This window comes from Microcoleus sp. Pol7_A1, from assembly GCF_036701085.1.
GTDB lineage: Bacteria > Cyanobacteriota > Cyanobacteriia > Cyanobacteriales > Microcoleaceae > Microcoleus > Microcoleus asticus.
Genome location: NZ_JAUBQD010000063.1, coordinates 1 through 16,553, shown reverse-complemented (window position 1 = coordinate 16,553; position 16,553 = coordinate 1). Strand labels below are relative to the sequence as shown.

Sequence of the window (16,553 nt, the reverse complement as noted above, 5' to 3'; positions counted from 1 at the left end):
AAGTCGCTGATGTATGTAAACCCCTTCTTACTCGCATTCAGCTTTTTAAACTAAACTAAACCTGTATAATTGAGACAGGTGAATGGAAGATAGTACGAGGGTTATATTTACACATGAAAACCTCAAAAAAATCTGTAAAAAACTCAATCTCACCCAATAATTAATCCCGAACTTATGAGCGACTTATCAATCCGGCCCGCCCTGATCACCAAAGTTATCCCCGACAGCATCTGCGCCGAAATCGGATTTGAACCCGGAGACTCAATCGTCGCCGTCAACGGCCAAAAACCCCGCGACTTGATCGACTATCAATTCCTGTGCGCGGATGAATTTCTCGAACTAGAAGTTTTAGATGCCAAAGGCAAAAGTCACAAGTTAGAAATAGAAAAAGATTATGACGAAGACTTGGGAGTGGAATTTGAAACTGCTCTCTTCGATGGACTAATTCAGTGCAACAACCGCTGCCCTTTTTGCTTTATCGACCAGCAGCCTCCGGGAAAGCGCGAAACTTTGTATCTCAAAGATGATGACTACCGCCTCAGCTTTCTTTATGGCAGCTATCTCACTCTCACAAATCTGACTCAAAAAGAGTGGGACAGAATCGAACAAATGCGGCTTTCTCCTCTCTATGTTTCCGTGCACGCTACGGAACCGGAAGTGCGAATTAGGCTGTTAAAAAATCTCCGCGCTGGCAAGATTTTAGAACAAATCAAATGGTTTCAAGAACGCCGCTTGCAAATTCACGCTCAAGTAGTTGTTTGTCCCGGTATTAATGATGGCGAACATTTAGAACGCACTTTGTTAGACTTGGCAAAGTTTCATACCGGAAATAATCCCGCTGTAGCATCGGTGGCTGTAGTGCCGGTGGGTTTAACTCGCTTTCGCCCAGCGGAAGATGAACTGATCGCAGTAACTGCGGAAAAAGCGCGAGAAGTAATCGAGCAAGTGCAGAAAATTCAAGTGCTTTTGAGTAAAGGAAAGGGCGGCCAAAAGGCGAAAAAGCAGAATTCAAAATCGCGCTGTATTTGGCTGGCTGACGAGTGGTTTTTAATAGCGGGTTTAGATTTGCCGTCGGCTGCTGATTACGAAGATTATCCGCAAATTGGTAACGGTGTGGGTTCTATCCGCCAGTTTATCCAGCAGTTTGAAACGGCTTTTGAGAAGCTGCAACCGATGCAAGTCGAGCCTGCGCGCAAGTTGGTTTGGGTGGTGGGGAATGCTGTAGAAAAAGCTTTTGAGCCGATCGTACAACAACTAAACCAAATTCCCGGCTTGTCCGTCAACATGGCAGCACTGTGCAGCCGCTACTGGGGACAAACTATCACTGTCACGGGTTTGCTCACCGGGCAAGATTTGCTGGAAGCTTTGCAGGGGCGAGACTTGGGAGATGGCATCCTGCTGCCGTCGGTGATGCTAAAACAGGGGGAACCGCGTTTTCTCGACGACATGACCCTCGAACAGCTCGCCAGCTCGCTGAAAACCCGGATTTTGCCGGTTAGCGGAGTAGAGGAACTAATCTCGGCGGCGATCGGTCTGGCAACTGCTGAAGTTGAATTCTAAATTTTGAATCGAACATTCAAAAGTTAAGATGAGTATGGTAATTGTGACTTGTAACCGTCGAGTTCAGGCTACAGACTAGAAACTTGAGACCTCAATCTTGCTCTAAAATTGTCTCTAGGATTGCAGAGTAATTAAAAAATTATGCGTGTTTTTCGTCAAATCATCGTAGTCGGAGTGGGCGCTGCAATTACTTTCAGCAACGCCGCACAGAGTGCTTCAGCACAGCCTCCGGCTCAATCTCAGGACAGTTTGGCCCTTAGCAATCAGCTCGAATTAGGGCAGAATATTCGATCGACCTCGAACACAGCGCCAGAATCAGCCTCAGATCCCGAACAGTCGATCGCCCTTAACCCGCCAACCTCCGAGTCTCAGCAGCAAGGGGGAGCGAAGATCGCATCAACTCCCCCAACCAAGCCCGAGCAAGCATCAAAGCCTCAACAGGCTGCTCCGGCTTCCCCATCAACTCTGTCTCAGGCAGGTTCGACACCTATAAGAGGTTTGGGACCGACAGACGCTCAGCAGCCTTCCCCGATCCCTCTCAACAATGTTCCTGTGCCGAGTTCCCCGGTACAAATTATCCGGGGCACTCCGAACGAAAGTTTCCCCCCTCTCACTCCGAGGGGCATTTTAGACACCAACCCTCCGGCTTCCCTAGAACCCAACCCGAATCCGCTGCTGTTTCCGACAAACCCCGAGGATGTCAGGATCGAGCAAACAGAGTCAATTACCTTGCAGCAGGCGATCGACCTCGCCCGCCGCAACAGCCAAGTTTTGCAAATCGCCGGACAGCAAGTCGAACAAAGCAGATCCGCTTTGCGCGAACAGCAAGCTGCTCTTTATCCCGACCTGAATTTTCAAATGGACGCCAGCCGTTCTGTGAGTGCCGGCGGAGAACTCGGAGTCCGGGCGACGCAGCGCCAGTTCAACCAAAGCGCTAACGGAACCGGGCAGCCCGCCCAGCAAGCCGGCCCAAATTTGGGCAGCAACAGTCTCAACAGCACTTTGCAGTTGAGCTACAACTTCGATTTGTTCGGAGGCCGGAACGCAAACATCCGCGCGGCTGAGGAACAGTTGCGCCTTCGGGAACTGGATGTGGAACGCCAAGCCGAGCAACTCCGCTTCGACACTGCTGAGGCTTACTACACCTTGCAAAACGCGGACGGACAAGTTGCCATCCGCCAAGCTTCGGTCAGAAATGCCCAGCAAAGTTTGCGGGATGCCGAAGCTTTGGAACGGGCCGGGGTGGGAACCCGGTTTGCTGTGTTGCAGGCTCAGGCAAATTTGGCTAACGAAGTGCAACAACTGTCAGTTGCCCGTCGCGATCAGCGAGTTGCCCAGCGGCGTCTGGCTGAGATTTTGAATATCAGCCAGTCGGCGAACTTGACAGCGGCTGACCCGGTAGAGCAAGCGGGCTCTTGGAGGCTGTCTTTGGAAGAGAGTATCGTGCAGGCTTTTAGGAATCGCCCCGAGTTGGAACAGCAGTTGGTGCAGAGGGATATCAGCAAGCAGCAGAGGCGATCGATTCAGGCGGGGCGTTTGCCTCAACTGAGCGTTGGGGGTAGTTACAACGTACTGGGACAAGACCCTGATAACCCGAGCCCGTATGCTGCTCGCGGCTGGGCAGACGGGTATTCGATCCGGGCGAGTCTGACTTGGAGTATCTTCGACGGGGGCGCGGCGAACGCCAGGGCGAGACAGCGGGATGCTGAGATTACGATCGCCGAAAGTCGATTCGACCAACTCCGCAACCAGGTGCGTCGGGAAGTGGAACAAGCTTATTTTGGCTTGGAGTCGAGTTTTGAGAATATCGAAACTTCTGAGGCGGGAGTTTTGCAGTCAAGGGAAGCTCTGCGTCTGGCGAGACTGCGGTTTCAAGCTGGCGTGGGTACTCAGACGGATGTGATTCAGGCGGAAACTGATTTGACTAGGGCTGAGAGAAACCGATTGTCAGCAATTGTCACCTACAACCTGGGGCTTTCGTCTCTTCAGCGGGCTGTGAGCAATCTTCCCACTAATAACCTCTCGGATGCTCCTTGAGATTGGGTTGGGACAATTCCCTACGGGATAGCTACACACGCGCGTCCTTTAATCGCGAAGGCAATTAGACATCGGGTATTAAACGTCCGACACATTAGTTAATATTTTCTAATAGAGTTCCATGTCAACTGCGTTAAGGAATCGGCAATGGCCAATATCAAGTTTGTGAAGGAAAATCAGGAAGTCATCGCAGCAGACGGAGCGAATTTGAGGCTCAAAGCTCTAGAAAACCGCATCGATTTGTACACGTTTTCGGGAAAGATGATGAATTGCGGGGGCATAGGTCAATGCGGCACCTGCATTGTGGAAATTGTCGAGGGAAGTGAAAATCTGTCGCCCCGCACTGATTTTGAAAACCGCAAGCTCAAGAAAAAGCCCGAAAACTATCGGTTGGCTTGTCAAGCTACGGTCAACGGCGAGGTCAGCGTCAAGACTAAGCCGTGACTCTCAGAAGGCACAACGCATAACGCTAGGGATGCAGAAGGAAAGAAAAATGCAAAATGCAAGAATTTTGTTTTTTTTTCCTATTTCACTGTATAATCACGCCTTTTGCTAGCCTAGGAAAAGAAACTTGGTTTCTACGACAAATTAAAGATTGGGCAGCGAGGCATCCAGGCAGAAACCGGGTTTCGAGGCTTGTCCGCAAGCTCTCCTTCTGTCTTCGAGTTTGCCTTTTGCCTTTGAGTGATATCCTAGTTGTGTGTGTTTTTCCATTTTCCGATAGAGGCGAGCGTCTTCATGGAAGTTAACGATTTAGGGTTTGTGGCAACCATTCTGTTTGTATTGGTTCCCAGTGTTTTTCTAATCATTCTGTACATTCAAACAGCTAGCCGTCAAAGCAGAAAAGATTAGCAACTGCTGCTATTTCTGTCTGGCTTTGCTGCTTGCAAAAAAAAGCGCCAACAGCTTTTTGCTGAGGCGCTTTTTTTGTTAACTGTTGAGTGTTGGCTGCTAACTCTTAACGATGAGATTCTAGGCGACTGTGCGGGCTAGCAAGACGGGACAGTTGGCATAAACTCGCACGTAGTCTGATAGCGAATTTCCCAGGAGTCGATCGATATCCACAAAGCTTTTGGCAACGTTGGGCCGCCGATCCGGGGAACCGATAACCAACAAGTCGGCATTCAAGTCGTCTGCAATCCGACAAATTTCTTCCCCTGGCTTGCCTGTAGCACTCACACAGCGGTAGCTAACTCCCATTTGTTTCGTTATTGCTACTGCTGGAGCCAATACCGAGTCTTTTTCAGCACTTGCTGTTGAATCTTCGCTGGATTTTCCCGTCAAATCTTTGGTGACGTGTACTAAAACTATCTCTCCGCCACTGACTCCTTTGACCAAAGATAGCGCAAGCTGCAATGACTGTTTGGCAGCTTCTGATTTGTCTACCGCCACCATGACGCGCTTGAGTTTTTTGACGTAGATGTCGTCTTTTACTAACAGCATTGGTCTGGATGTTAGCTGGAAAACGTACTGGCTGACTGAGTTTTCCAAAATCGATTGCAGCCGTCCGAGTCCCCGAGAACCCATAATTACTAAGTCGGATTTTTCTTCTTCTGCGACTTGGCAAACTGTTGTTTTCGGGTCTCCCTGTTTGAGCCGGGGATTGACTTTGCTGGGATCTATTTTCAAAGACTGGACTGCTTGTGCTAAAATCCTGCCTCCTTCTTCCAACTTCTCGGCCATGCCATCGGAGGTTACTTGGGGCGGCACGACGTGCAAGACGGTGACAGAGGTTTGTTGCAAGGAAGGGATGTCCATCAACATATTAAACATCTCTTCGCACAAGCCGCGACCGGCTACGGCTACTAAAATTTTTTCTATCATAGTTTTGGCGGTAAAAATAGTTGAGTTTTCTTGTGCGACGCTCTAACTAGGGCGTTGGTACTCGAGTTGCTTAATGTCAAGCATAAGCCTGAAGTTTGCTTTATGATTTGTAGAAATGTAGCGTTTTGGAACAATTTGTAACGTGTTAGAGAACGATCGAACTCAACCAGAACTCGCACCGACTGGTGCCATTCAAAATCGCCGCGGGATCGACTCAGAGGGCTGGTTTGAATATTTGGTGCGAGTGTACCCTCACCATACTGACTACAGCGGTGTGGTTTGGCACGGGACTTATCTGGCTTGGATGGAGGAAGCTAGGGTGGAAAGTTTGCGATCTCTCGGCATCGAGTATGCAGACTGGGTGGCGCAGGGTTTGGAATTGCCCGTGGTGGAACTGTCGCTGCGCTACCACCGCTCTGTAAAAATGGGTCAATCTGTGGCAGTCAGAACGCGAATAGCTGCTAGCGAGGGTGTGCGGCTGCTTTGGGATTACGAAATTCGATCGGCTGATACTCAGGAGTTATATGTGACAGCACAGGTAACTTTGGTGGGTGTCGATCGCGACAAAGGTAAGATTATGCGTCAATTACCCCCAACAGTGCAGGCAGCTTTAGCAAAGTTGGCCATCAACCCTTAGACTTATCTATTAGATCTCCCCAATAACTTTTGTGGAGCACGCATCCTGGCGGCCTTTGACTGTATTTTTTGGAGATATCTATTGGGGGTCATGGCTCAAGTTTGTATAAGGTATTGTGCCCTCGGCGATGCCAGCCCCTTTTTCAAGATGTTGTTAGTACCTAAATTGATCGTAGATTATGATTCAAATTCTTGATTCTACCTTGAGAGAGGGAGAACAAACCCCGGGAGTTTATTTCGCACCTGAAACAAAGTTAAAAATTGCGGAGTTTTTAGACCACATAGGAGTTGATATTATTGAAGCTGGCAATCCTGCTGTAGATAGCGAAATTGCTTTAGCCGTTACCCGCATTGCCAATGCTGGACTAAAAGCAAAAATAGGCGCTCATTCGCTCTGCCGAATAGATGATGTTAAAAAAGCCCTGGATTGTAATGTCAGCTTTTTAGGCGTGTTTTTTAGTGTATCCTCTCAACGATTGCAATGCGACTATAACATCTGTTTAGATGAAGCCCTAGATAAAATTGTGGAAGTAATAAGTTATGCTAGAGAGCAGAATGATAGTTTATTGATTCGCTATACGCCGGAAGATACAGTTCGCTCTCCTCTGAAAAATGTGATTGAGGCGGCTAGTGCAGCAGTGCAGGCTGGAGCTAATATAATCAGCATAGCTGATACGACTGGATATACAACCCCATTTCAACAAAAACGTAGTATTTATTATTTTGTCAAAATTCTGAAGGAGGAACTAGCCAAACGAGAATTATATCCACAAATAGAAGTTCATTGCCACAACGACCGAGGTTTAGCTTTAGCAAATGCCTTGGATGCCTTCAGAGCGGGAACAGATATTATTGATGTCAGCGTGATGGGACTGGGAGAAAGAGCTGGTATAGTGGATTTGGCTGAGTTACTAATAAATTTATCCGACCTTACTGAGGAGAAAAACTTTTGGAAACTAGGATATTTGAAAGATTTGTATAATTTGGTAAGCGAGTATTCTCATGTACCTATTTCTCCTCATCACCCTGCCGTGGGGAAAAATGCTTTTACCCATTATGCAGGTGTTCACGTTACGGCAATGGCAAAAGATGAGCACCTATATCAAAGTTTAAATCCAGAAATTTTGGGAATTAAAAGTAGTATAGCATTAGGGATGCAATCCGGCTTGACTGCTGTAGAATTAGCTCTAAAGCAGATTGGCAGGGAGGAACTGGCGGAAAACAAATATTTAGTAGCTAAGATTCTTAAAAAAATCAAAGAAATTGCTAAAAGAGGAACCCCAATCGATATCGATAAAGAATTTATAGAAATTATAGATAATTGCTAATTGACAGCAGCACCTATCAAGTAAAAAATGCTATAGTTTGGATGATTTCAGAATAATACCCACCTCTCCCTAGATAGTAATAATGTCAACAACCCCAGCAGAAAACTCTAACGAATTAAAGCCAGAAGAGAAGAAAACATCTGAAAAATGGTGGACTACAGTTGGTATTGGTATTGGTGTATTCATTTTTGCTTTGGATGTGTATATAGTTAACTTGGCTTTGCCAGTTATGGTTGAATCTCTCCATACCAGTTTTGCCACGAGTCAATGGATAGTTTTAAGTTACTTGCTGGCAATCGCCATATTTGTAATATTGGTATCAAAATTAGGTGATATCTGGAACAAAAAGCGATTGTACATTATTGGCTTAACAATCTTTACGCTCAGTTCGCTATTGTGTGGAATGGCGCCAAATGTCGGGTTTTTAATAGCGTTTCGAGGATTGCAAGGAATAGGTGCTGCGTTTTTATCTGGCTTGGGAACTGCGATGATTGTGGAGGCATTTCCAGCGGCAGAGCGGGGATTGGGACTAGGTATTAGAGCGGGAATTTACGGAATGGGGATTACCTTGGGGCCCGTGGTAGGAGGACTGCTGATGAGTGTGGGAGGCTGGCCTTTAATTTTCTGGGTGAATGTTCCGATTGGGATTTTTGCCATTTTGATTGTGGCTTGTTTTGTACCGAATTCTGCGATTAGTGGAAACCCAGAAAACTTTGATATCATCGGTACGCTGATATTGACCATAGTCTTAACTTCTTTTATTCTTGGCATTACCCTATTACAGAAGGGTAATTCTTATATTGCCATAAATATGCTCGTTTTTTCTGTCGTCAGCTTGATTGGCTTTTTATGGTTTGAATCCCGAATAGCAGCACCAATGATCGACTTGAAAATATTTCAATCCGTAGAGTTTAGCCTGGGCTTAACGCTACGTTTTATTGCAAATTTCGCGATCGCAGGTGTCATCTTTATCCTTCCTTTTTTCTTCACCTTCCTTGAACACTATTCAACTCAAAAATCTGGTTTTTTAATGGTAGTACCGTCACTTCTGATTGTGACGACTGCGCCTATTGCGGGTATTCTTTCCGACCGTTTTGGCACGCAGCTAATTACTTTAATTGGTCTAGTATTTATGGCAATTGGATGTTTTTTAATCAGCAGATTCGATACTGAATTAACTGTCATCAAGTATATTTTGGGGATTATTCCCTATGGGGTAGGAGTGGCGATGTTCAACTCTCCTAACAATAGCTCTATTATGGGAGCTGCACCAAAAGAGCGATTAGGTATTGCTTCGGGATTGTTGTCATTTTCGCGGATATTAGGGCAGATGCTGGGAGTACCAATAGTAGGTGCTTTGTTCTTCTTTACCACAAGTTTTAGCGCTAATTTTGCACCGAATATCGATATTAGCAATGCGCCTGTACAAGCATTACTTTTTGCTACACATACTACTTTTTTGGTGCTTGGGGTTTTATTAATAGTTTCGACAATGTTGGCAACTTTGTTTTGGTGGAGAGAAAATAAAAAAGTGGCTATCCTCTAAAAATCATTTGCTGTTGATTTTAGTGAGAAGTTGATTTTAGTGAGAAGTTTTCATGTTTAATTCAGTTCTAATTGCTCACTTCCCAGGGATTGCAGCCCTTTCTTTTTCATCATTTGAAAAATGTTGTAAAATCCGTTAGCGCGGGAAGGTATCAAACTCACACTCAATCCCGTGTCTTGAATAAAATCTGGGGTAATGGTGACAATTTCAGCAGGCGTTAATCCGCTCAAACCTTCCACCAGCAAGCCAACTAATCCTTTGACTAACTGAGCGTCTGAATTGCCTTGATTCAAAACTTTTCCGTCTGCCAAATTTGCAGTAATATAAACTTGCGACACGCAGCCAAAAACTTTGTTTTCCGGCAGTTTATCGCTTTCGGGAAATGCTGGGAGTCTCTTGGCATACCACAGCAGTTGTTAGTAGCGCTGTTTCGGATCGGAATGTCGCTGAAAGCGCTGGACGATTTTAGCTAGGGGTGCGGGTAGCGTCGATCGATAAATTTGCTGGCTTTGGGCGACGATTTAGCTGTTGGTTTGGGGGTTTCGCTGGTACGATCGCGCTTATTGATAGGGGGGTTGCTACTTTGCTAGCTGCGAGTGTTGTCATCATCGGCGGATTGATTGGTTTTGTGGGATTGGTTGTGCCTCACGGGGTGCGTTTGTTGCTTGGTAATGAATATCGGTTTGTGTTGCCAATGAGTGCGATCGGCGGTGCTTCGGTATTGAATTTTGCTGATTTTTTGGCTCGTTTGGGTGGGGTAGAATTGCCTGTGGGTACGGTTACGGCTTTGTTGGGTTCTCCGTTGTTTGTCTGGCTGCTTTATCGGCGTTCTAGTCAGTAGGAAAGAAGGAAGAAGGAAGAGGGAAGAAGGAAGAGGGAAGAAGGAAAATGAAAAAAATCAAATGTTAGGCTTTTGTTATTTCTTATTTTTCCCCTATTTTGAATTCCTTATTTTCATTTTTCAAGTCTCAATTTTCAAATCTCAATGCTTAAGGATCAATTCCCAATTACTAAAATACAATGTCTTTACAAATTAAAAAATTAACTGGGGGTTACTTGGATTATTTGCTGACTCAGCATATCGAGATTATTCCTCATATTGTGGATTTGCTGCATTAATGAGGCTTGCAGGGTGCGGATGGCGCACCTTACCTGTAAACAAAAGGTATTTGTAAATAAATATAAATTGTTGAACCAAGTTAATACAGGCTTGCAAGTTGTGATAGCTTTGAGTAAGATAGCGATTTGTTGATGTCCATTTTTTGGGCAAGCATCAAGATTAATCAATTTATATCAATTAGATACAACAAATGGAAGGATTACTTGTATTCATAGGATTTGGAGCAGGGGTCTTAGTCTGCTGGCTAATTTTGAATAAGCGAAATTCCCGCAATTTGGTGCGTATAAAGGGTTCGGAGGAAGCCATCTCGAATTTGGAGGCTCAGTTGGATTCCAGGAATTTGGAATTGCGGCAAAAGATGCAGGATGAAAATCAGCTAAATTCTGAATTGTCCGAGTTGCAAAGTCGGTTGGAAACTGTGACTCGCGAGCAAGATTTTTTAAATAATCGAGTGTCGGAAATGGAAGAATTTTTGGGAGGAATTGCCCAGGAGCGATCGCAAATTGATTCTCTCATTGCTGAGTTGCAGTTAGAAAATGCTCAACAAGCTGAGTCGCAGTTAGCAGAAGTGGCAGAACTTCAATATCAGTTAGAAGTTGCGGAGCAGGAGCGATCGCAGCTTAACGATCAATTGCTGGAAATGCAAGCAGAGTTAGAGGCGGTTGATGCAGAACGCTCTCAATTTCACGCTCTGCTGTCTGAATTTGAGAGTCAGTTGCAAACTGCTAGTCAAACCAGATTGCAGCTACAAAACCAGTTGTTGGAAATTCAAATTAAGTTCGATCGCTCGATTGAAGAGGGGGAGGAACTTCAGTCTCAACTTTTGAGCGTGCAAGCTCAACAGGAAGTAGTCGAAAAAGAGCGATCGCAACTGCAATCGGAATTAGAAACAGCTAACAGAGAGCGATCGTACCTTTACTCTCAAATCTCGGAATTTCAAAATCAAATCTATATAGCTAATCAGGCTCAAAATCAACTGCAATCTCAAGTAGCGGAATTAGAAAATCATTTAGAAACCGTCTATCAAGAACGCTTGCAGCTAAATTCGCAGCTCTCCGAATTGCAAACCAACTCTCCAGCGGGCGAGCAAGAATCTCAAGAACCTGAAGTAGAGCCAAATTGACGAGAAATCAAAGATAGGACAAAAGTCCTCCCTACAAACTTTAGAATAGTTATGCCATGAGACATAATATTACTCCTAAATTCCTAACAATCGAGCTGGATTTTCCTTCATCATTAAATCTATTTCGCGTTGAGAAATGCCTTCCTCTATCAATTTTTTCACAAATAACTTGTAGCCTTCTGCTGGTAAAGGATCTGGTTTTCTGCCCAAATCCGTGCTCATAACAAAATGCTCGGCTCCGATTAGTTTAATCGCTGCTGCCATCTTACTAATAGAAACTTGATGCCAGTTTTTGTGTCCCTCGTCAGCAGCATTTTCTCCCATCAAATCGTTAACAAATGCTAGTTCTAGAAAAGCTCCCATCTGGGCGGCTCTTTGCATATTTTCTAAGGACAAACCGGGTACATCTGCCATTGCGTGGGTAATCAGGATGTTCTTAATGTTGAGAAGGCTGGCTTCAGTGACAACCGCCATCACTTCTTCTGAGGAAATATGACCGGTTTCCAATACCAAATTCTCTTTTGCTACAATCTTCAACACCGCTGCTGTTTCCGGTAAAACATTGCCATTTTCCGCAACTTTAATCCCAATTCCAGGCTGGTGAAAAACCTGCAAGTGATGCTCAGCATCAACCGTTGGCAGCCACACTATTTTACCGTATTTGCCACCGATGCGGTGCATTGCTTCTACAGCATCGGGATTAATGCCACCGACAGCATGATTGAGAACGACTCCCCCGAAAACTTGGATTTCTGGTATTATTTTATTCACCAAAACTGCCCGCGCTGCTGTACTGGCATAATGATTTTTCAATACAACAGCTTTCATGTGCGATCGCGCCGCTGACTTAGCTACCTCAAAATCGTCTAAGCTGCGGGGAATCACATCAGGAGAAGAATGGATGTGAAAGTCGATCGCACCTTCAATAATACTCTCTTGTGAATTAGCAAACGGCGGCTCTCCTACAGCATACAGTGGCAAAGAAAAGGAAGAGAAAATTAGCCAAAATACCGCTGTTATTCTGATGATGTAAACCGCCAAATAGTAAACCTCCGAATATAATTCGGGGCTACACAAACAAAGTCCGCCTGCGCGGACTGAAGAATTGGATTTAAATAATTTATAGAAAAGATTGAACCGCATTTGCTAAAGCTGCTGCATTCTCTTCGTGCATACCCAATGAACCGGGAATAACTCGCGATTCAACACCCGGTAATTCCGTTAATGCTTCCATTTCAGCCTTAGATTTGGGTGGCGCATTTTCAGCAATTACAACCATCACCGGCACTGCTAACTGTTGAAATTGATCTGTAAATTCCGATCGCACTTTTGCCGGATCTAAACCACCAGTCACGAAGGCGGCGGAACCGTACCTAGCACCGGGTTTTTGCGTCACTTGCCATTTGCTTTGGATGAAATCCGGCGTGACTTTAGCTGCATCGACATAGACGTGGCGGCGGTACATGAGACTGAGAAATGACGGCGCAGTGTTCAGTTTGTAAAGGAATTGACCGATTAAGGGCGATCGTACTAATTCTCTCACGATTCCATGCCACCCGCTTTGCTGTTTGCTCATCGTCGGCAAAGGCCCGCGCCAAGTCGGTGCAGCTAACACAATCTTTGACCATACATTGGGCTTTGATTGCGCTAATTGCATCGCATAACCGGCAGCGTGACCTGCAGCAACTACAGCAACAGGACTATTAAAATTTGACTCAACAAAATCCTTGAGAAATTGATGGTATAATTGCGGTTGATAGTCGGTTCGCGGGCGATCGGATTCGCCAAAACCCGGCCAATCTAAGCTCACAACTTGAAATTTAGGAGCTAACAATTCTGCTAAAGGACGCATTTCTTCTCGCGTCGAAACCGTACTGAAAGCAGGCAGAAGCAATACAGGATTTCCCTGTCCTCTGGTTTCGTAAATAACTTTAATTTGGGTTTCGTTCCAATTCCAGAGATATTCTTGAACTGCGGCGGGATAGTTGCCAGAACCTGATTTTGTTAAATCTGTAGTTTGAGTCATGGCTGTTTATTCTTTTAATTTGCTTCGGCTTGCTTGTTCAATTCACAAGCAAGTGCCTTATTTTTCATCATTTGAAAAATGTTGTAAAATCCGTTAGCTCGGGAAGGTGTCAGACTGACATTCAATCCCGTGTCTTGAATAAAATCTGGGGTAATGGTGACAATTTCAGCAGGCGTTAATCCGCTCAAACCTTCCACTAGCAAGCCAACTAATCCTTTGACTAACTGAGCGTCTGAATCGCCTTGATACAAAACTTTTCCGTCTGCTAAATTTGCAGTAATATAAACTTGCGATACGCAGCCAGAAACTTTGTTTTCAGGCAGTTTGTCGCTTTCGGGAAATGCTGGGAGTCGCTTGGCATACCACAGCAGTTGTTCGTAGCGCTGTTTCGGATCGGAGTGTCGCTGGAAGCGCTGGACGATTTTAGCTAAGGCTGCGGGTAGCGCGGTGTTTGCGGACATGATTCCAAGTAGCAGTTTATTTGGCTAATATTATAAATTTTATTGTAGCAGCAGGTGCGATCGATTTGCAACATCGGCGTTGCTCTGCATTCATCTGGTCGCGCTGAAGCCGTCTTCAGGTGAATGGGTTATTGTTATTGTAGTTAACGAGTTCGAGCGTTCAAAACAGAGGAAATATGGTATTTAGTGCTGTTAACGAAGATTGGTGTCGAGTCGTAATGAACCGCGAAACGCGCAGAATTGTTAAAAGCTTGCAGCCCGAGGAATTGAATGTATTAGAAATTTCTGGCAAGAGTTGGGGTAATTGGGAGTATTTCAAAAGCTATAAATCGCTCAAATATCCCGATTTTGATATTTGCACGTCTTGCCTCGACGAAACATTTGATTTGATAATTGCCGAGCAGATATTTGAACATTTACTTTGGCCTTACCGCGCTGGGAGAAATATATATAAAATGCTCAACAGCAACGGTTACTTTTTAATAACCACACCATTTTTAATTCGCATTCACGATTATCCTACAGACTGCTCTCGCTGGACAGAAACTGGCATCAAATACTTGCTTGCTGAATGCGGTTTTAATTTAGAAAACATTCAAACAGGAGCCTGGGGAAACCGAGCTTGTGTAGTGGCAAACTTTGCGAGGTGGGAGCTTTACAATCCCTCCATTCATTCGCTAGCAAACGAGCCGGATTTTCCCTTGGTAGTTTGGGCGATCGCACAGAAATAACTCTGCAAAAAGGCTATTTATCTAAAAGCAAAGCGGTATAATATATTGTGAAAAAAATTTGGCTAAAATATCGAGTTATTCAGGCAGTTGTATTCTTAGGATTGGGTTTGCTGTTAACCATCGCCCTTTCGCTTTCTTTTGGTGCGGTGCCGATGAGTGCAGATCAATTGTGGCAAGCATTTCTGCACCGAGGTGATGCTGTCAATCAAACTATTTTCTGGGAATTGCGTTTGCCCCGAGTTGCGGCAGCGCTGACGGTTGGTGCGGCTTTGGGAATGTCGGGGGCTTTGCTGCAAGGGTTGCTCCGTAACGGTTTAGCCGATCCTTTTGTATTAGGAATTTCGGCTGGTGCAGGGTTGGTTGCGATTACCATGCTGACTTTGGGAATATTTCAAACTTGGGTGCCTTTGGCGGCTTGGATAGGTGCTATTTTAACTTCGATGCTGGTCTACTTTTTGGGGAAAACTAAAACGGGGATTTCTGTTGAACGTTTAGTTTTAGCTGGTGTGGCTGTGAGTTCTCTGTTTGGGGCAATACAAACTACGCTGCTGCTGTTAGCTGAAGACAGCCGCTTGCAAGCTGCTTTGAATTGGTTGATCGGCAGTTTGAACGGTCGCGGTTGGTCAGATTTGCAGGTTGCTGCACCTTATATTTTGGCGGCTTTGCTGTTAGGATGTTTTTTGGGGCGATCGATAAATTTGCTGGCTTTGGGCGACGATTTAGCTGTTGGTTTGGGGGTTTCGCTGGTACGATCGCGCTTGTTGATTGGGGGTGTTGCTACTTTGCTAGCTGCGAGTGCTGTCAGCATCGGCGGATTGATTGGTTTTGTGGGATTGGTTGTGCCTCACGGGGTGCGTTTGTTGGTTGGTAATGATTATCGGTTTGTGTTGCCCATGAGTGCGCTCGGCGGTGCTTGGGTGCTGACTTTTGCGGATTTTTTGGCTCGTTTGGGTGCGGTAGAATTACCTGTGGGTACGGTTACGGCTTTGTTGGGTTCTCCGCTGTTTGTCTGGCTGCTTTATCGGCGTTCTAGTCAGTAGGGAAGAAGGAAGAAGGAAGAGGGAAGAAGGAAGAAGGAAGAGGGAAGAAGGAAGAAGGAAGAAGGAAGAGGGAAGAAGGAAGACGCAAAATTAATTACCGATTACCGATTACCAATAACCAATAACCAATAACAAAATATAATGTCTTTAGAAATTCAAAATTTAACTGGGGGTTACGGCGAAGTTACGATCGCCCACAACATCACTTTATCTTTACAACCTGGTGAGTGGTTGAGTCTCATCGGTGCCAACGGTTCTGGTAAGTCTACTTTCTTGAAGTTAGTTAGCCGCATCCTAACTCCGCAGCAAGGAAGTGTGTTGCTTGATGGCAAAGCAATTCATACTCAACCTGCGGCTGTTGTCGCTCAAAAATTAGCGATTTTGCCGCAGCAGCAAACAGTGCCAGAAGGTTTGACGGTACGGCAATTAGTTAGTTTGGGGCGTTCTCCTCATCAGGGTTGGTGGCAGTGGGAGTTGAGCAAGGAAGATACGGAAAAAGTGGAAGTTGCGATCGCTCAAACTGGGATTGAGGAATTTCGCGATCGCCCTGTCGAACAACTTTCTGGAGGCGAACGCCAGCGCGCTTTCCTCGCCTTAGCTTTGGCTCAAAATCCGCAAGTTTTGCTATTAGATGAACCTACTACTTATTTAGATATTTGCTATCAGTTGCAATTGTTAGAGTTGCTTAACCAACTAAATCTAAAACAAAGATTGACGATTATTACTGTGCTGCATGAAATTAATTTAGCTGCTAGGTACAGTTCCAGGATTGCTATGTTAAATAAAGGGGAACTTTTTTGTGTAGGAACTCCCGCAGAAGTTTTAACTCCTGATAATTTAGCTCAGATTTTTGGCGTAGAAGCTATCATTTTAGAAACTTCTGTAGGCTTGCAGATTTGTGCGATCGCTCCTACTCTTCACACTTAATTTTTTTATGATAAGTATAACCTTGCCCTAGCACTAAGTTCTCAATTTACTCATAATTATTTCTATTAACTGATTGCCGCAATCCGCTGTTCTATCTGAGTGCCACAGGCTTTAAACTATAGTCATTTCAAATAAATGTGAGACAGAGGTCAGATCATGATAAAATCGCTAAAAATAGTTAATTATAAAAAAAT

The 16,553-nt window shown here is 45.0% G+C and carries 17 protein-coding genes and 1 pseudogene; 13 read left to right on the top strand and 5 right to left on the bottom strand.

The genetic code is table 11. The features are described from left to right. The first annotated feature begins 174 nt into the window (after positions 1-174). From QUA20_RS25990 to psbM, 4 genes are all read left to right on the top strand, one after another. Positions 175-1,560, top strand: coding sequence for a TIGR03279 family radical SAM protein (locus QUA20_RS25990; protein WP_333192454.1), 1,386 nt, complete (start codon positions 175-177; stop codon positions 1,558-1,560). 141 nt (positions 1,561-1,701) lie between these two features. Continuing rightward, complete coding sequence (locus QUA20_RS25985; RefSeq protein ID WP_333192452.1) at positions 1,702-3,597, top strand: TolC family protein; 1,896 nt, start codon at positions 1,702-1,704, stop codon at positions 3,595-3,597. Positions 3,598-3,744: 147 nt separating this feature from the next. After that, positions 3,745-4,041: a 2Fe-2S iron-sulfur cluster-binding protein gene (locus tag QUA20_RS25980; protein ID WP_333192449.1), complete on the top strand. Its 297-nt coding sequence runs from the start codon at positions 3,745-3,747 to the stop codon at positions 4,039-4,041. A gap of 294 nt (positions 4,042-4,335) precedes the next feature. Next, positions 4,336-4,449: a photosystem II reaction center protein PsbM gene (psbM, locus tag QUA20_RS25975; RefSeq protein ID WP_006631488.1), complete on the top strand. Its 114-nt coding sequence runs from the start codon at positions 4,336-4,338 to the stop codon at positions 4,447-4,449. Between the two features lie 120 nt (positions 4,450-4,569). On the opposite strand, the gene QUA20_RS25970 is transcribed toward psbM, so the two are convergent. After that, positions 4,570-5,421 carry a universal stress protein gene (locus QUA20_RS25970; protein ID WP_333192448.1) on the bottom strand — a complete coding sequence of 284 codons (852 nt, stop codon included), beginning with the start codon at positions 5,419-5,421 and terminating at the stop codon, positions 4,570-4,572. 142 nt (positions 5,422-5,563) lie between these two features. Between QUA20_RS25970 and QUA20_RS25965 the strand changes: the two genes are divergently transcribed. From QUA20_RS25965 to QUA20_RS25955, 3 genes are all read left to right on the top strand, one after another. Continuing rightward, positions 5,564-6,058, top strand: a complete 495-nt coding sequence (locus QUA20_RS25965) for a thioesterase family protein (RefSeq protein WP_333192445.1) — start codon at positions 5,564-5,566, stop codon at positions 6,056-6,058. Between the two features lie 178 nt (positions 6,059-6,236). Beyond that, a complete protein-coding gene (locus QUA20_RS25960) occupies positions 6,237-7,385 on the top strand; it encodes a homocitrate synthase/isopropylmalate synthase family protein (RefSeq protein WP_333192444.1) in 1,149 nt (382 codons plus the stop codon). Positions 7,386-7,467: 82 nt separating this feature from the next. Further along, a complete protein-coding gene (locus tag QUA20_RS25955; RefSeq protein ID WP_333192441.1) occupies positions 7,468-8,931 on the top strand; it encodes an MFS transporter in 1,464 nt (487 codons plus the stop codon). 56 nt (positions 8,932-8,987) lie between these two features. Here QUA20_RS25955 and QUA20_RS25950 read toward each other — a convergent pair. After that, positions 8,988-9,431: pseudogene (locus QUA20_RS25950) on the bottom strand (SufE family protein). 83 nt (positions 9,432-9,514) lie between these two features. Between QUA20_RS25950 and QUA20_RS25945 the strand changes: the two are divergent. Further along, positions 9,515-9,772, top strand: a complete 258-nt coding sequence (locus QUA20_RS25945; RefSeq protein WP_333192438.1) for an iron chelate uptake ABC transporter family permease subunit — start codon at positions 9,515-9,517, stop codon at positions 9,770-9,772. 469 nt (positions 9,773-10,241) lie between these two features. After that, on the top strand, positions 10,242-11,174 hold the full coding sequence (locus QUA20_RS25940) for a hypothetical protein (RefSeq protein WP_333192435.1): 933 nt from the start codon (positions 10,242-10,244) through the stop codon (positions 11,172-11,174). Positions 11,175-11,249: 75 nt separating this feature from the next. On the opposite strand, the gene QUA20_RS25935 is transcribed toward QUA20_RS25940, so the two are convergent. From QUA20_RS25935 to QUA20_RS25925, 3 genes are all read right to left on the bottom strand, one after another. Then, on the bottom strand, positions 11,250-12,215 hold the full coding sequence (locus QUA20_RS25935; protein ID WP_333192433.1) for a DUF6282 family protein: 966 nt from the start codon (positions 12,213-12,215) through the stop codon (positions 11,250-11,252). A 79-nt stretch (positions 12,216-12,294) separates the two neighbouring features. Continuing rightward, on the bottom strand, positions 12,295-13,200 hold the full coding sequence (locus tag QUA20_RS25930; RefSeq protein WP_333192431.1) for an alpha/beta hydrolase: 906 nt from the start codon (positions 13,198-13,200) through the stop codon (positions 12,295-12,297). Between the two features lie 14 nt (positions 13,201-13,214). Then, positions 13,215-13,661 (bottom strand): SufE family protein, encoded by a 447-nt coding sequence (locus tag QUA20_RS25925; protein WP_333099944.1) that lies wholly within the window; start codon positions 13,659-13,661, stop codon positions 13,215-13,217. Positions 13,662-13,837: 176 nt separating this feature from the next. Between QUA20_RS25925 and QUA20_RS25920 the strand changes: the two genes are divergently transcribed. From QUA20_RS25920 to QUA20_RS25905, 4 genes are read left to right on the top strand one after another with little or no spacing between them, the layout of a single operon-like run. After that, entirely contained in the window at positions 13,838-14,392 is a 555-nt protein-coding gene (locus tag QUA20_RS25920) for a methyltransferase domain-containing protein (RefSeq protein WP_333192429.1), read from the top strand. A 47-nt stretch (positions 14,393-14,439) separates the two neighbouring features. Then, positions 14,440-15,432, top strand: coding sequence for an iron ABC transporter permease (locus QUA20_RS25915; RefSeq protein ID WP_333192426.1), 993 nt, complete (start codon positions 14,440-14,442; stop codon positions 15,430-15,432). Continuing rightward, the gene (locus QUA20_RS25910) at positions 15,398-15,526 is read left to right on the top strand and encodes a hypothetical protein (RefSeq protein WP_333192425.1); all 129 of its coding nucleotides are present in this window, start codon (positions 15,398-15,400) and stop codon (positions 15,524-15,526) included. The genes QUA20_RS25915 and QUA20_RS25910 overlap by 35 nt, the downstream gene beginning before the upstream one ends. Before the next feature lie 47 nt (positions 15,527-15,573). Further along, on the top strand, positions 15,574-16,359 hold the full coding sequence (locus QUA20_RS25905; protein ID WP_333192424.1) for an ABC transporter ATP-binding protein: 786 nt from the start codon (positions 15,574-15,576) through the stop codon (positions 16,357-16,359). Positions 16,360-16,553 lie beyond the last annotated feature (194 nt).

Coding starts and splice junctions, on each gene's coding strand:
- QUA20_RS25930 (WP_333192431.1), bottom strand. CDS start 13,200: ATGACTCAAACTACAGATTTAACAAAATCAGGTTCTGGCAACTATCCC.
- QUA20_RS25925 (WP_333099944.1), bottom strand. CDS start 13,661: ATGTCCGCAAACACCGCGCTACCCGCAGCCTTAGCTAAAATCGTCCAG.
- QUA20_RS25940 (WP_333192435.1), top strand. CDS start 10,242: ATGGAAGGATTACTTGTATTCATAGGATTTGGAGCAGGGGTCTTAGTC.
- QUA20_RS25955 (WP_333192441.1), top strand. CDS start 7,468: ATGTCAACAACCCCAGCAGAAAACTCTAACGAATTAAAGCCAGAAGAG.
- QUA20_RS25905 (WP_333192424.1), top strand. CDS start 15,574: ATGTCTTTAGAAATTCAAAATTTAACTGGGGGTTACGGCGAAGTTACG.
- QUA20_RS25985 (WP_333192452.1), top strand. CDS start 1,702: ATGCGTGTTTTTCGTCAAATCATCGTAGTCGGAGTGGGCGCTGCAATT.
- QUA20_RS25960 (WP_333192444.1), top strand. CDS start 6,237: ATGATTCAAATTCTTGATTCTACCTTGAGAGAGGGAGAACAAACCCCG.
- QUA20_RS25990 (WP_333192454.1), top strand. CDS start 175: ATGAGCGACTTATCAATCCGGCCCGCCCTGATCACCAAAGTTATCCCC.
- QUA20_RS25970 (WP_333192448.1), bottom strand. CDS start 5,421: ATGATAGAAAAAATTTTAGTAGCCGTAGCCGGTCGCGGCTTGTGCGAA.
- psbM (WP_006631488.1), top strand. CDS start 4,336: ATGGAAGTTAACGATTTAGGGTTTGTGGCAACCATTCTGTTTGTATTG.
- QUA20_RS25920 (WP_333192429.1), top strand. CDS start 13,838: ATGGTATTTAGTGCTGTTAACGAAGATTGGTGTCGAGTCGTAATGAAC.
- QUA20_RS25980 (WP_333192449.1), top strand. CDS start 3,745: ATGGCCAATATCAAGTTTGTGAAGGAAAATCAGGAAGTCATCGCAGCA.